Source organism: Novosphingobium sp., from assembly GCF_019748365.1.
Taxonomy (GTDB): Bacteria; Pseudomonadota; Alphaproteobacteria; order Sphingomonadales; family Sphingomonadaceae; genus Novosphingobium.
This window is the reverse complement of the sequence record NZ_JAIEPN010000039.1, coordinates 1-14,262: the sequence shown is the minus strand read 5'-3', so window position 1 is coordinate 14,262 and position 14,262 is coordinate 1. Positions and strand designations below refer to the sequence as shown.

The window sequence follows — 14,262 nt, the reverse complement described above, 5'->3', positions numbered from 1 at the left end:
TATGCAGCCAGAGAGACCCTCGATATGGTCGCATGACTCAAATGAAACCGCCTCCGGAAAACCCGGGACGCTTCAGGCCGACGGTCGGGCAGCGTTCGATAGTCAAAGTCCCCTTGCTGAACGGGACAGGTAACGATTCACGCTCACAATGGCGGCTGGTTGATGCGGCTTGGCTCGGTCGGCTGTGTGATCAGCCCGCCAGTGTCGCAATCTTGCCAATCGTTGGCGAGGCGATGGAGCCGACCCTCTGCAATGGCGACGAGGTTATGATTAGCCGAGTTCGCTTCCAGGAGAGCGTGCGTGAAGGCCTTTACGCCATCCGTGGGTCTTCTGAAATCTTCGTAAGGCGAATAGCGATCGACCCAACGAAGAACCGTCTGACCGTTCTTACTGACCACCCTGCATATCCGAGCTGGCAGGGCATCCAGCGCAAGGGCGTCGATATTGTCGGCCGGGTGATCTGGATCGGAGCTCGGGTGACCTAGCTGTCATTATGACACCGCGCTGCCTGAGGCTCTAAGCGGCCATCCCAGCGTGCGATGCTGGTGCGGAGCAAGATGGGTAGCAGTCGCGCTGGCTGGGAGGTGAAACGACGACTCGCACAAGCGCAGTCGGACAAAGCGCAGGCCATGAATCTTTCACCGTGAACGCTGATGTGCGGAGGCTGAGCAGCCGCAGTGCCGAATTAGCGCGCTGCTACCTAGAGAGCTACCTAGCACAAAAATGCTCTCAATCGCCCGATCCGGCGACCTTAGTATCTGATTGAAAAGTAGAGGAAAAATGGTGGACGCACTAGGGCTCGAACCTAGGACCCGCTGATTAAGAGCGGCTTTGCGTCCACATGCGTTCGCTAGTGTCCGCCGAATTTGGTGCACCCGCAAATTTTTCAAGGTGAACAGCGCCGAGCAATTGATGGTGATGCCTGATGCCTGCTGCCTAACATCCGGCCCGAGGTAAAGCCCACACCTTGCTGATTTATAATGGCGTCACCAACGATCTGACCAAAGAAGATACCGGCAGTAACTCACTGAGTATCCAATGCAGATCCCGCGGAGGCAAAGCCAGCGGATCGACAAGCCTGGCTACCATCCACATGATCTCAGGCTACGGTATCTTGGCCGTCATCAAAGGTGATAGACGGAGCGGGCGTCCCGCCGCCGTTTGCACCCGCCTTCGTAGAAAAACATGAGATCGGCGCCGAGATGCAAGGCTTTTTCATGTGCTTGCGGTGCCACAGTGACCAGCCGGGCTTTCAGCATGTCGCCGGCATCCTTCTTCATCTGATTGCAGTTGGCCCTGAGGTCGTTGGCCGACCAGATCGTATCGGCATTCATCCCGGCAAGCTCATCAACATAGCTGCACGCTGTAATCAGACTGCGGGCCCAGCTCGGAAGCATTATACCTTCGCCGCCAGTGCTGTCTCGGGTCACGCCCTGACACAGGCCCTTGACCCGCTGGCGGCTACCTTCGGAGGATTCTCCCGTACGCCAGGCGGCATGGAGTGCGTCCAGAATACCATCGACGCGTCGTTCGTATTTGCTCCAGGCCGAGGCTTCATCAGCCCGCGCAGTTGCTGGTGCCAGTAACAGGGCTGCGGCAAGGCTTGCAGCGATGGGCTTCATTTATTTTGTTCTCCTGTGCAGGGACTGCCGGAAACATCGCATTCGTGGATGCGGCAGTCATCCCCCGGTTCAGGGGATTGTGACTTGTGAGAATGCCCTGTTCAGGGGGTGGCGCGAATCCACGGCATCGCTAAGTCTTGTTTGCTAGGCAGTAATACGGGGCCGGGTAAGTTTCATGAGATCGCGATTGTCGCCGGCGACTGTAATGATCGGGCTGGTTCTGGCCGGACTTCTGGCCGGGGCTTTCCTGATACAAATGGCGATCAGTCGGCCATGGCTGGCCCTCGCGTTTACCGCAGATGATTCCGGTATCATCCATGTGACGCCTGCGTCCGGCGTTGATGGCTCTGCGATCGTTTCCGGGCCGATCGCTGCCATCCGCGGGAGCGACGGCAGAAGAGTTGCGATCGAGGCTGGCGATCTGATCGAAGAGCCGGACACGCTGGCGACCTATGCCGAAATGCGGCACTTCTTTGCGCGACAGTCGATGCTTGAGGGGGTGGTGAGCGGCCCGAGTGTTTCGATCGAAACGGCAGGTGCCAGGCCCGCGCAGCAGACGACCCTTGCACCGGCGCGAATGCGGCCCATCAGCGATCTTCCTGCCGCCTTCTGGGTGCAGATGCTGGTTGGACTGGCAAGTTTCCTCATCGGCGGCTGGGTCTGGGCGCTGCGGCGCAGCGATACGGCTGCCCGCCTTTTCGCCCTGGCGAGCCTTGGCATTCTTGTTTTCACCTTTCCTGCCGCGCTTTACAGCACCCGCGAACTCGCCATCGATGGCGGCCTTTTCCGCGTCCTTTCGGTGATGAACCACGGCGGCGCGCTGCTGTTCGGCGCGGCGATGATTGCCCTGCTGCTGCGTTATCCAAGGCCTCTGGTTCCGGCCCGTTGGCTATGGGCGCCGTTCGCGTTGTTCGGGGCATGGTGGCTGGGTGACAGCCTGCAGGTGTTCGATGGCCCCCCTGCCGGTTCGCACTTGCCAACGATGCTGGAGATGCTCGGCATCCTTTTGGCAGCGGCGGGACAATATTGGCGCTCGCGCGGTGATCCGGCGGCGCGGGCGGTAGTGCGCTGGTTTGGCCTGTCGGTCGCGGTCGGGGCAGGGGCATTCGTCTTCACGGTCATTGCGCCCAGCCTGGTCGGGCTGACGCCGGGCTTGCCGCAGGGTTATGCCTTTGCCTTCTTCCTCCTGATCCACATCGGCATGGCCATCGGGGTCGCGCGTTACCGGCTGTTCGATCTCGATCGCTGGGCCTTCCGCATCCTGTTCTATATGACCGGCGCCGCACTGCTGATCGCGGTGGACGCGGCGCTGATTTCGTGGATCGCGCTTGAGCATGCGCCGGCTTTCGGGCTGGCGCTTGTAATGGTCGGCTTCCTTTACCTGCCGCTGCGCGACATCATCGCGCGCAAGCTGTTCCGGCGTGACGGAGAGATCGAGGCAAGTTTTCAGGACATACTCGCCATTGCGCTTGCAGAGGGCGAGGTCGAGCGCATGGACCGCTGGCGCGGCTTGCTAGAGCGGGTGTTCCAGCCGCTGAAGATCGTAGCCGGTCAACCGGTTGAAGCATCTACGGTGATTGAAGACGGCGCAGCCCTGGCGATCCCCGCTACCGGACCGCTGCCACCGCTGCGCCTGGAACATGCCATGCACGGCCGGCGCCTGTTCGGTTCGCGCGAACAGGCCAGGGCGAGCGAGTTGTGTGCGATGCTGTCCCAAGCCATCGCCAGCCGCTTCGCCTACGAACAAGGCGCAGCCGAAGAGCGCCAGCGCATCACCAGCGACATGCACGACAATATCGGGGTGCAACTGCTCGGCGCGCTGCACAGCCGCGACCCGGTCCGCAAGGACGAGCTGATCCGCGACACGCTCGCCGACTTGCGCGAGATCATCAACAACAGCGCTGGCGAGCGGCTGACCCTGGCCGAACTGATGGCTGATCTCAGGGTGGAGATCGCCGACCTGCTGTCATCGGTCGGTATTGGGCTGGTCTGGCAGGTGGACACCCAGGCCGAACTTCCGCCGCAAGCGGTAGCCGCCATGCGCTCGATCCTGCGCGAGGCCGTGGGCAATGCCCTGCGTCATGCGGAGGCCACCACGGTCGGCATACGGCTGGGTGACGTGGCGAGCGGCCTTGTCCTGATGGTTGCCGATGACGGCAACGGCTTCGATCCCGAAACCGCGCCAGCGGGCAACGGCCTGCGCAACATGCGCTCACGCGCGACCGCGCTTCACGGCACGATAACGGTTTCGCGAGGCGCTGCCATGGGGATGCGCGGAACGGTGATCGAGGTTCGCTTTCCGCGCGAAGGCGTCGCGGCGTGAAATCCGTGCTGATCCTCGAAGATGTATCGGAAACGCTGCAGTGGCTGGGCGAGATCGCGGCCGAGGCGTTTCCGGGTTGCGGGGTGACGGGTGCCTCCACCGTGCGCGATGCGCTGGCCGCAATGGACTGGCACGTGTTTGACCTTGCCTTGATCGACCTGCGCCTGCCCGACGGATCGGGGCTGGATGTGCTGCGCCAGTTACGAGTAAATTCTCCCGATACGATCTGCGTCGTCACCACCGCGATGGCCGATGACAGCTCGATCGTCGGCGCGCTTTCGGCTGGCGCCTCGGGCTACCTGTTGAAGGAGCAGATGCGCGAAGGGATCATCCGCCAGTTGCAGCAGATCAAGGAAGGGGTGCCGGCGCTGTCGCCCTCGATTGCCCGGCGGATCATGGAGCATTTCCGGCGGACCGGGCCGGCAGCAGGCGAAACCGGCAACCTGACAGCGCGCGAGCTGGAAGTGCTCACCCTGATCGGACGCGGCATGCGCAATGCCGAAGTCGCCGCGCAGCTCATGCTCAGTGAGAATACGGTCTCGGGCTATATCAAGGCGATCTACCGCAAACTGGGGATTTCCAGCCGGGCCGAAGCGTCGTGGCATGCCGCGCAGCTTGGTTTGTCCTATGGCGGAAAAGAAGAGAAGTGACTGCCTCGCAGATCGCAGGTGTCATGTATTTTCAAGGAATTGTCTCCGCCGCGTTAGCCCCCTGAACAGGGGGTGCATGATGTCCCGAAGACCAGTTAGTCGGGGATCGGCTCGCGGTACTGAGCGCGCGGGCGTTTAACGGGGACAGTTTCAGAGAGACCGGCACGTTTGCGACCAACGCTGTATTGAAGACCACGACCGCCATTGTGGGCACGCTGGGTTCTGTTGCCCTGCTGGTGGGATTGCCTGCACCTGCGTTCGGACAAGTCACCGGTTCGGAGCAGATACCGGGAAGTCCGGATTCGGGGGAAAACGGGTCGAACTCCGACAGCAATACCGTCGAATTCGTGGACCTCTCCGGTGATGGGTCGGCGGTCATCGGCTTTCACAACAAGCTGGTCAACAACAAGCCGGTAAGCGAGGCCTGGCTCTTCACCCCGACCGGCGCAACAAAACTTGCAGCGCCAACCGGCTACCTCCACTACGTCGGTTACGACATTTCCGATAATGCCTCGGTAATCGTGGGCGAGGCGAAGCCGACCGCACGCAAGCATTTCGCCGGCATGGTGGGCGTAAAATGGCTGAACGGCACGCCCACGATCCTGGCACAACCTACCGGCGCTGGAAATTACAAGGCAGTCGCCGTCAGCGGTGACGGCAATGTGATCGGCGGTCTGGCCAGTATATCGGGCTTCAACATCCCGATCCTGTGGACGGGCACCGCCGCTCCAGAGCAGCTGCTTCAGGTCGGCACGACCAGTCCAGTGCAGAATGGCGTGACCTTCAACGCCGAAATTACCGGCATCTCACGGGATGGCTCGGTCATCGCCGCTATCGGCGGGCGCGGCCAGCAGTGGGGCGCAAATGGAACCATCGTCGGGCCAAACGTCCAGGCGCTGCGGTGGACCCGCGCCACCGGCTTTGTCGAACTGGGCGCTCTTGCCAGCCATTCCGCCGCCGGCGCGAGCAGCCTCGCGAACGACATTTCAGCCGATGGCGGAACGATCGTCGGCTCGTCGCAGCAGGGCGGCGTCATGGGCAACGATCTGTACAAAGACGATAACCTGATTGCCATCAAGTGGACCGAGGCGGGCGGCATGGTCGCCCTGCCAAAGCTGACAAACCAGCTCGCATCCGTTGCCACTGGCGTAAATGCCGACGGCAGCGTGATCGTAGGCGAGGCAATCGTTCCCGGACAGACCATCGACACCTTCGTGGTCAACGAATCCCATGCCGTGCGCTGGACCAGCCGAAATGCGCAAACGGTTGCGGCATGGCTCTCCGCCAATGGCGTGGCCAATGGCACGAACCAGTACCAGGAGGCGCTTGGCGTCAGCGACGATGGCAATGTCGTCGCGGGCTACGGCATCATCAACGGACACCGGCAAGGCTATATCGCCCGTGTGGCCGGAGCGACGCCCACGCCGACACCAACACCCGCTCCGACTCCAACGCCAACGCCAACCCCGACCCCAGCGCCCACGCCGGCGCCGACGCCCACCCCGTCGCCGACGCCAGGACCGGTGACTGTCAACACCCCCGTCCCGGCTCCCTTTGCGATCGTCGTTCCCTCGGTCACTGGCGACAATCTGCTTCCGGGTGGTCCGGGAAGCGGCAATATCCGTTACAACAGCATTTCCGAAGATGGACGCGCCATCGGGACTTCGGACGGGTTCATCATAACGGGCTCGGTCGCTACAAAGTTCCTCTGCCCGACGGTTTTTCAACCAATCAGATGACGATAAGCGGGCTTTCCAATGACGGGACAGTCGCAGTCGGATCCTATGCTGCCACCTCCCAGAGGACTGGCGCCTTCCTGTTCCGCAATGTCGATGGCACGGGTACCTCGGTCAGGCTGCCGGGCTTCGACGGCGCGGTCAACGTCCAGGCACTCGGCGTTTCGGCGGATGGGCGCGTGGCGGTGGGCTTCAGCTCTCCGGATTCCAGCGCCAGCGCAAGCACTCGCGCGGCGATCTGGATCGACGGCGGTCGTGCCAGGGCGATCACGTCGAGCGGATTCACCTATTCGCTGGCGCGGGCGGTCTCGTCGGATGGATCGGTCGTCACCGGAGAGGCTTCGGGAGGCGGCTGTGACGGCCAGTTTGCGGCCTTCCGGTGGACCCAAGCCGGCCAAATGGTGTCACTGGGTGCGATCGGCCGCTACGGCGAATCGTTCAGTTCCTCGGGCAACGACATTTCCGCAGATGGATCGGTCATCGTCGGAAGCTCCACCGCTCCTACCGGTTTCGTCGCATTCCGATGGATTCAGGCAGGCGGGATGGTCGCGCTTGCGTCCCTGCCCGGAGAGACGAGATCGGTCGCCAACGCTGTCAGCGCCGATGGCACGGTCACCGTCGGCACTTCGTCTGCGGGTTTCACCGACTCGGCAGTCCGCTGGACGTCCGCTGGCACCCAGTCGATCGCCGATTGGCTCGCCGCTGCGGGCGCGAACAATGGCGCGAATACCTATACCAGTGCCGCCGATGTGAGCGCTGACGGAACGATGGTGATTGGGCAGGGGAACATCAACGGCACCAGCCATGCCTATCTGGCGAGAGCCGCAGCCGGATCACCCGCTCCGACCCCGACGCCCACTCCGACGCCCACTCCCACTCCCACTCCCACTCCCACTCCGACACCGGGCACGGGCGTCATCGGCCTGGACGACTTCAGCGCAACAGTGATGCAGGCGGCGCCCAACCGCGCGCTGCAAGGTGGCCTCGGGCTGATGATGTGTGGGGCACATCACCGCATCCTGACCGACTATATACAGTCGGGCCGCGGCTGCGCGTGGACCGTGCTGGACTATCGCCGCGATGGCCGCAACGACACCGACTCCGTGTTGGCCGAAGCTGGCGCCTGCGTTGATGCCGGCCCGCTGCGGCTGGGGGCGGGGATCGGCTATGACCGGTCGGATTCCGACCTGACGCTCGGCGGCAAGCAGAAATTGGAAGGCTGGCACGGCGTGGCCGAGGCCGACCTGCGGCTCGGCCAGAGCGGTGCCGTGCTGAGCGCGACGGCGATCTATGGTGACTGGAACGTCAACCTGCGTCGGAACTACCTCAATGGTGCAAACACCGACACCAGCACCGGCTCTACCGATGCCCGCGGGATTGCCCTGCGCGCTCGGCTTGACTGGTTCGACATGATGGGAAGCGACAGCTTCGGACTGACCCCGACGATCAGCTATTCCTGGAGCCAGGTGACGGTTGATGGCTATACTGAAACTGGCGGCGGCTTCCCGGTCACTGTCGGCCGCTCGGTTGACGAGGCTTCGGAAGGGCGCCTTGGCCTGACCGGTCGCTTCACCCTGGCCGAGCCAAGGACACTGCGTCTGCGCGGGGAATATATCCACCGCTTCGACCGGTTCGACGGCGGTCCGGCATTCCAGATCATCGGCACGGGCATGGGTGGCACGGGCGGCATTTATGCGGTGGACCGCGACCATGCCCGCCTGGGCGCGGACATCGACCAGCGGATCGGACGCAATGGCGTGCTCTCTCTCTCGGCTCACAAGACCGTGGGCAAGGCCGGAGGCAATCCGTTCTCGGTGAGCGCCTCGCTCCATTTCGGGTTTTGAACCGGCTGTTCCTGCGCGCGGGGCTATACGCCTAGCGCGCAGGAACCAGTCCGATCGAAAGGGAGGAGATGCAAGGATCTGAGCCAAGCTGGCAGGAATGGATCACCAGCAACCTCTCCGCTGGCTGCGATCCGGCGGACATGCAAGTCCGGATGATTGCCGCCGGATGGAATGAGGCGGATGCACGCGCAGCCCTTGCTTCTGGCATCGCGCAGGTATTTCCCAGCCTGACGGCGCCGGTCGTGGCTCTGCCAGTTGTCCCGGACACGGGGATGATCTGGTGCTAGGGACGCGAGATCAAAGTGACCCTGCGCCTGGCCAGCCCTGCCGTTGCTCTTTGCGAAAACGTGTTGTCATCGGTCGAATGTGCCGAGTTGCTCGCTTTTGCCCACGATCGGGGTCTGCGTCCCTCCACGGTTGTGGATGAGGTCAGCGGCGAGAATTTACCCCATCCGGAACGGACCAGCTCAGGTGTTATGTTGAAGCGCGCTGAAACCGCCCTAATCGACCGGCTCGAACACCGGCTGGCGGCGCTCACCAACTGGCCCGTTGCCAATGGCGAGGGTCTGCAGATCCTGCACTATAGTGAGGGGCAGGAATACTGGGCGCACTTCGATTCATTTCCTGGTGGCGCGGGCGGCGCAGTTCACACCGCGCGTGGCGGGCAGCGGGTGAATACGGTGCTGGTCTATCTGCAAAGCCCGGAAGTGGGCGGTGGCACCGCTTTTCCGTCTTGCGGGCTCGCCGTGTGTCCTCAGCCTGGATCAGCGGTGATTTTCCGCAACGTGGACGTAACGGGCCGCCGAGATCCCGCCAGCCTTCAGGCTGGACTGCCCGTTGTTCAAGGCGAAAAGGTGGTCATGACCTATTGGCAACGCGAGGGACCTTATGCTTGACTGGCAGTAGCCGATCACGTCGGGCCTGCCTCCGAGATGTCTTCAAACTCCCGGAATCACATGAACCTCGGCCGCTCAACCCCTGTCGAAACGGCCTCTAAGGGCATGGAGACCCAGGACATTGTCATTATCGGCGGCGGCCAGATGGGGCTTTCGCTGGGCTACTACCTCCACCGCGCCAAGGCCGATTTCCTGATCCTCGATGCCGAAGACGGGCCAGAGGTGTGTGGCGGCACAGTTGGACTTCACTGCGCCTGTTTTTATCTGCGGGTTACAGTGCGCTCTCGGCCTGGCTGATGCCGCGGCCTACGCATGAATGTTATCCAACCTGCGACGATTTGCTCGACTTGACTGTCGGCACCCTCCCAAACAATCACCAGATTTCCGATATGGCCAAGTACAGGAGAAAACCGCCCGTCACGACCATCAAGGCAAACACCCCCGTCATCACCCAGAAGTAGAGGGGCTGTCTTTCCGCTCGGACGAATATCCATCCCGACTTATCGCGCAGGTACCTGTTCCTGAGCGCCGACCAAAAACCTTCCAGTCCGATAATGACGGACAGTATTCCGAGCAAAAACTTCATGATGATGAACGTCCGGAGGTCAATTCGGCCACAGCAGCGTGAATATTCTCCGTCTGGGGCAGGGTGAGGTAGGTATCTCGACAGACTTCTTCCATTAACCGGCCCTCCATATCGAGCCAGTGTGGGGACCGGAACCCTCCTTCAGAAACCCGCGTGTCGTATAGGCCATCCTCCCGAAAGCGCTCCTGCCGAACCCGCCGGAATTGCGACGTATCGCAATCATACTCGTTAAGAAAGGCGTCGATCAGCAGGGAACCGTCCCGCGTCAACCAGACAGACCATGACCAAGCCGTTCGGACGTTCGGCGCGGTCTGGTCTGGCGCCGAGAGATAAGCTCCCCAGCGGTCATCCTGGCTGAGAACGTATACCCGCCCGTCAAACGGCGCCCACGGAAGCCCGGGGGAAATCAGGAGGGTCGTCGCCATGACTACCGTCGGGATCATAAATCACTCCTCGTGGCGGATCCAGGAGCGGAGAGGCGCGGCTATAGCCATGTTTCCCAGGCGTCAAGGGCGGGACGACAAGCTCGCCGGTGAGGCCGGCCTGAATACGCGGGCGGCGAGGTTCCATTCGAGGGGGACGGTATCACAGATCTCGCCAGTAAGACAGGGCCGAGCGTCGAGCAGCCGTGCAGGAGCGCGGCCTACCTGAAATGCCGGCCAGCGACCGGGCGCCGCGACGAAGGCGCGGGAAGCACCGTCCGTCTCGTCGGAGATCCAGACTTCGTAGCCATAATCGGCAGCCGCCTGCTCCGCGCAGGCGCTGGGCGCCTCGATAACCCAGTCCCGCTGGCCGTCGCCGTTCAGATCCGGTGTCGAAGCGACGGCCGGGTAAGAGACGGTGAATGCATCGGGATCGTCCGGGTTGCCACAGGCGCGACGACCCGCGAGATACCTGTCAAAGACGGCCGCTGGAATATCAGCCGGCAATTTCGGTCTTCCATCGACCTCGCCGAGATCCACGACCCCTTCGCCAAAGCCGCTCACGACAGCTTCGCCATCGGAACTCGGGCGCTCGGAAAGGCTGCGGGCGGCCGGATCCCAGGCCCAGGCGAGGCGACAGACATTCCGGGCGGTCAAGCAGTTCAGGTGGTGAAACGAAGCCTCCAGTCGGACCTCGTCACCGATTGTTCGGATGTCCGGATCCCAAGCCTGACGGTCGAACACGCGCAGGTAGCGATTGTCGTCGCTGACGTACAGGCTGAGACGACAACCTCCGGTTCCGCAGAACTGTTGGTCTTCTGGCCACCGGATCAGCCAGTCCGCGACACCGTCCCTGCTGACGTCAACTGGCAGGAGCACGCCGGCAGGGGGTTCCGTCAACGGGACCGGACGGTTGGTGGGGTCCTCGATATCGAAGGACGCCCGGTTCAGTTCGTCCAGAACATACCAGACGAAACCGGGAGGGGGTACCTGCGCAAGAACGCTGGCCGGGGCCAAGGCGAGCCAGAGGCCCGCTAACACCGCTCTTCCAGCTAGGCCTACGACCATTGAGTTCGCCATCCCCTTAAACAACCCTCTGTTACAACGATGGGTAATACCCCACCGCTATTTTGTTAACTAATCAGTTCGTCACCTCTTGGGCTTGCTGCCCATGTCCACTCTCGGGCCAGACGCTGGCGCAACCGTCTGCGCGATGCCCAGACGGCGCATGGCCTGCTGCACCTCGTCCATGGCCAAAGTTTCGATGGCGTCCTGGTAGCCCAGCGCCGCGGCTGCCTGTAGCAGTTCGATCCCTCGCCGCTCATCGCTGGTGATGCCGCCCTCGCCCACGAAGGTCATCTTACCCAGCACGGTCAAGGCTTGCGGATCGTTCTGCGCGGCTCCCAAGCGGATATAGCGCAGACCTTCGGGGACGTTTTCTGCCACTCCCTGCCCCAGCATCAGCGAGAGGCCATAGACGCCCTGCGCCTCGGGGTGGCCCAGATCGGCTGCGCGGCGGAATAATTCCATGCCCGCTTTCACGTCGTTGGCCACTCCTTGGCCAGTCATGCACAGTTGCCCGAGGAACGACATGCCTGCCGGATCGCCCGCTTCGGCGGCGCGACGAAACATTGCCACGGCCCCCCGCTGGTCCTGCGCCACGCCCCGGCCGACGAACATCATCCGCGCGAGTTCAGTCATAGATGGGCCGTGACCCTGGTCAGCAGCGAGGCGGGCATAGTGGGCCGCGCGTTCCCAGTTCTCCGCGGTTCCCACTCCCAGTGCGTAGACAATGGTACCGAGAGCTGCCTGAGCAAACAGTTCGCCCGCATCGGCTGCTCGCTCCAGGTTGGCCACGGCAACAGGATCGAGCTGCCCGTCGGCCAGGCCGCTCAGCCGATAGATCCCGTTCAGCCCTGCGCCGTAAGTGCTGCCTGCAGCCGCCGCCCGGGCCGTGGCGTCAATTGCCAGCGCCGGGTCCTGCGGACCTCCGATCCCCTCGTGCGCAAGATAGCCTAAGTTGGCCAGCGCCTCGGCATGGCCGCGTTCGCCCGCGGTGGCAAACCAGCGGCGCGCCTGGGCATCGTCCCGTGGGACGCCGGCATATCCGGTGTAATACAGCCGGCCGAGGTTCCACGCACTTTCGGGATTGCCGCCTTCTGCCTCGGCGAACAGCCGAGCCACCACCTGTTTGGACGTTTCCTGCTGATGGATGATGTACGTGCGGCGATCGACCACGGACTGCGGTCCCCCGCTTGACTGACTGCCGCGGCCAAGCGCAGCCGCCAGCCCGTCCAACGGCGTGCCCATGCCACCCGATCCGGACGAGGAAGACGAGGGGGACGAGCCGCTGCCCAGCGAACGCTGCTGCTCCAGCCCGGCCTGGAAGGCCCGATCGGCTGCAGCGCGATCATTGGCGGCGTCTTGCGCCCGCATCGATGCCATCATGCGCTGGCGGTTGGCCTCGTCGTTGGCGGCGCTCCACTGCGCTTGCGTGGCCTGCGACACGGCGAGTAGGCCGACTGTCAGCAGCGCATGCAAAAATCGACTGCTAGCCACTGAAGGGCACCCCTGGGCCTACCGGGCCGTTGTGGTTCTGACGAATGCTCATGATGAACTCCATCGCGTCCTTCTGCTGCACAAAGAATTTGCAATATTCGGACAATTCGGGGTCGGATGCATAGCTCTTGTCGCGCAGCGTCGCGGCGAATTTCGCGGCAAGCGCCGCCATCGACGACTCTTCGGCGGCAACCGGATTGGTCCACAAAAGGCGGTTCTTACTCGGCTGGATCGCTACGCAGGCGCCGTAGCCCGACCGGGCATGGGCGGGGGTTGCCGTGAGCGCCATCGCGAGGGTGGCGGCGGTCAGTAGGATGCGCATAAAGTTCTCCCAATCAGGAATGTGCGGTGGTCCTTAGAGATAATCAGACAGGACTTCCCGAAACGAAATAAACCACTCATAAATAAAAAACTGGCGGTGCGACGGAATCGCACCGCCAGAGCTACCTTCAAGAAGCTCCATTGCTGAAGCGCCTTGGAGGCCGGGTCGCCCCTTCATAATGAGCTGTCCGCTCACCGCCGCACACCCCCCGAACGGGGGGGCAGAGATAATATCCTACGTCTCAGGCGGTATCTGGGCACTACAAAAACCCGTCGCCATCGGCTGTTTGATTTGATTCCGTGCGGCTGACGGAAGTGAAGATGCGTCTGGCGGGTGAGTAGCCCCTAGTTTTCTAGACGCCTTCCGCTTTCAAAATCTCCTGCCGTTCGAACTCGACGGGCGACAGCATACAGCCCGGACTTCAACCCGATCGAGAAGGCCTTCTCCCGGCTCAAGGTCATGCTCCGCAAGGCAGGTGAGCGAACTGTCAGCGGGTTGTGGGACTTGATCGGCAGGCTCGTCGACATCTTCCAGCCTGCCGAATGTGCCAATTACTTCAAATCTTGCGGATATGAGCCGGAATGAATGGAAACCGCTCTAGGCGAGTGAGGAGAGCGCCCCACACGTCAGGGGTGCGCGTAGCAACAGCTGGTCGTTTGCGCGAGATGCCATCGTGAGAACACCCTGCTTTGGCCGTACGTCCGGATTTCAGGCTTGTACCAGAAACGAAGCTTGCCGGTTCCGGAGAATTGGGGATGATTGGCTGCAGCCCGCGCGTGGAGGTTCGCCTCGGCCTGACGGAGAAGCAACATGCGACTCGCAATGCCGCTTAAGATCGCATCGGCAGTCGTCTTCGGTGCAGGACTAGCGACCTATGCGCGGTATCGCCGGGAAATGAGGCAGCGGATCACTGGGCTGCCGCAAAATGGCATCGGCAGGTGGCAAGCGGGCGCTGCAGTGGCGGTATCGCGCATCATAGTACCGTGGTTACACAGATACAGGGCGGGGCAAAGCTACAAGACCCGACCGGGCCGGCCTCACTCCGAGCTGCAACGCAAATCAGTCCATTCCGCCGGACGTTTCGCAAGGGGGCTTGCCCATGCGTACGATTCTTCTGCCAGATATGAACTGGTTCCCCTGCTACCTAGAGAGCTACCTAGCGGAGCCGCGCCGGTTCTCGCGAGGATCTTCGACTTACCTAAGTTGCTGATATATAATGAGTTTGTGGTGGACGCACTAGGGCTCGAACCTAGGACCCGCTGATTAAGAGCGGAGCTTTGTGCCCTTTTCGTTCCTTTCCAA

Annotated in this window: 13 protein-coding genes, 1 tRNA gene and 1 pseudogene; 8 read left to right on the top strand and 7 right to left on the bottom strand. The window is 62.4% G+C overall.

The genetic code is table 11. The features are described 5' to 3' along the window. A partial coding sequence (locus K5Q19_RS05800; protein ID WP_292942103.1) for a S24 family peptidase occupies positions 1-485 on the top strand: 485 nt, incomplete at its 5' end. Between the two features lie 296 nt (positions 486-781). On the opposite strand, the gene K5Q19_RS05795 is transcribed toward K5Q19_RS05800, so the two are convergent. Both K5Q19_RS05795 and K5Q19_RS05790 read right to left on the bottom strand, forming a co-directional pair. Continuing rightward, positions 782-849, bottom strand: a tRNA-Ser gene (locus K5Q19_RS05795). A gap of 275 nt (positions 850-1,124) precedes the next feature. After that, complete coding sequence (locus K5Q19_RS05790; RefSeq protein WP_292942102.1) at positions 1,125-1,622, bottom strand: hypothetical protein; 498 nt, start codon at positions 1,620-1,622, stop codon at positions 1,125-1,127. Between the two features lie 205 nt (positions 1,623-1,827). Here K5Q19_RS05790 and K5Q19_RS05785 point away from each other — a divergent pair, with 205 nt between their 5' ends. From K5Q19_RS05785 to K5Q19_RS05760, 6 genes are all read left to right on the top strand, one after another. Beyond that, positions 1,828-3,945: an ATP-binding protein gene (locus tag K5Q19_RS05785; protein ID WP_292942101.1), complete on the top strand. Its 2,118-nt coding sequence runs from the start codon at positions 1,828-1,830 to the stop codon at positions 3,943-3,945. After that, positions 3,942-4,595 (top strand): response regulator transcription factor, encoded by a 654-nt coding sequence (locus tag K5Q19_RS05780; protein ID WP_292942100.1) that lies wholly within the window; start codon positions 3,942-3,944, stop codon positions 4,593-4,595. The genes K5Q19_RS05785 and K5Q19_RS05780 overlap by 4 nt, the downstream gene beginning before the upstream one ends. A 185-nt stretch (positions 4,596-4,780) precedes the next feature. Next, positions 4,781-6,334, top strand: coding sequence for a hypothetical protein (locus K5Q19_RS05775; protein WP_292942099.1), 1,554 nt, complete (start codon positions 4,781-4,783; stop codon positions 6,332-6,334). After that, complete coding sequence (locus K5Q19_RS05770) at positions 6,331-8,175, top strand: autotransporter domain-containing protein (RefSeq protein ID WP_292942098.1); 1,845 nt, start codon at positions 6,331-6,333, stop codon at positions 8,173-8,175. The genes K5Q19_RS05775 and K5Q19_RS05770 overlap by 4 nt, the downstream gene beginning before the upstream one ends. 302 nt (positions 8,176-8,477) lie before the next feature. After that, on the top strand, positions 8,478-9,071 hold the full coding sequence (locus tag K5Q19_RS05765) for a 2OG-Fe(II) oxygenase (protein ID WP_292942097.1): 594 nt from the start codon (positions 8,478-8,480) through the stop codon (positions 9,069-9,071). A gap of 105 nt (positions 9,072-9,176) precedes the next feature. Then, a complete protein-coding gene (locus tag K5Q19_RS05760) occupies positions 9,177-9,368 on the top strand; it encodes an NAD(P)-binding protein (RefSeq protein ID WP_292942096.1) in 192 nt (63 codons plus the stop codon). Between the two features lie 76 nt (positions 9,369-9,444). On the opposite strand, the gene K5Q19_RS05755 is transcribed toward K5Q19_RS05760, so the two are convergent. From K5Q19_RS05755 to K5Q19_RS05735, 5 genes are all read right to left on the bottom strand, one after another. Then, the gene (locus K5Q19_RS05755; protein WP_292942095.1) at positions 9,445-9,657 is read right to left on the bottom strand and encodes a hypothetical protein; all 213 of its coding nucleotides are present in this window, start codon (positions 9,655-9,657) and stop codon (positions 9,445-9,447) included. After that, positions 9,654-10,100, bottom strand: coding sequence for a hypothetical protein (locus tag K5Q19_RS05750; RefSeq protein ID WP_292942094.1), 447 nt, complete (start codon positions 10,098-10,100; stop codon positions 9,654-9,656). Before K5Q19_RS05750 ends, K5Q19_RS05755 begins: the two co-directional genes overlap by 4 nt. 63 nt (positions 10,101-10,163) lie before the next feature. After that, positions 10,164-11,120 carry a hypothetical protein gene (locus K5Q19_RS05745; RefSeq protein ID WP_292942093.1) on the bottom strand — a complete coding sequence of 319 codons (957 nt, stop codon included), beginning with the start codon at positions 11,118-11,120 and terminating at the stop codon, positions 10,164-10,166. 108 nt (positions 11,121-11,228) lie between these two features. Continuing rightward, positions 11,229-12,620, bottom strand: coding sequence for an SEL1-like repeat protein (locus tag K5Q19_RS05740; protein WP_292942092.1), 1,392 nt, complete (start codon positions 12,618-12,620; stop codon positions 11,229-11,231). 10 nt (positions 12,621-12,630) lie between these two features. Continuing rightward, complete coding sequence (locus tag K5Q19_RS05735; protein ID WP_039337648.1) at positions 12,631-12,960, bottom strand: hypothetical protein; 330 nt, start codon at positions 12,958-12,960, stop codon at positions 12,631-12,633. Positions 12,961-13,368: 408 nt separating this feature from the next. Here K5Q19_RS05735 and K5Q19_RS05730 point away from each other — a divergent pair. After that, positions 13,369-13,545 (top strand): annotated as a pseudogene (locus K5Q19_RS05730) (transposase); the annotation flags it as partial. Positions 13,546-14,262: the final 717 nt, after the last annotated feature.

Coding starts and splice junctions, on each gene's coding strand:
- K5Q19_RS05750 (WP_292942094.1), bottom strand. CDS start 10,100: ATGATCCCGACGGTAGTCATGGCGACGACCCTCCTGATTTCCCCCGGG.
- K5Q19_RS05785 (WP_292942101.1), top strand. CDS start 1,828: ATGATCGGGCTGGTTCTGGCCGGACTTCTGGCCGGGGCTTTCCTGATA.
- K5Q19_RS05760 (WP_292942096.1), top strand. CDS start 9,177: ATGGAGACCCAGGACATTGTCATTATCGGCGGCGGCCAGATGGGGCTT.
- K5Q19_RS05755 (WP_292942095.1), bottom strand. CDS start 9,657: ATGAAGTTTTTGCTCGGAATACTGTCCGTCATTATCGGACTGGAAGGT.
- K5Q19_RS05735 (WP_039337648.1), bottom strand. CDS start 12,960: ATGCGCATCCTACTGACCGCCGCCACCCTCGCGATGGCGCTCACGGCA.
- K5Q19_RS05790 (WP_292942102.1), bottom strand. CDS start 1,622: ATGAAGCCCATCGCTGCAAGCCTTGCCGCAGCCCTGTTACTGGCACCA.
- K5Q19_RS05770 (WP_292942098.1), top strand. CDS start 6,331: ATGACGATAAGCGGGCTTTCCAATGACGGGACAGTCGCAGTCGGATCC.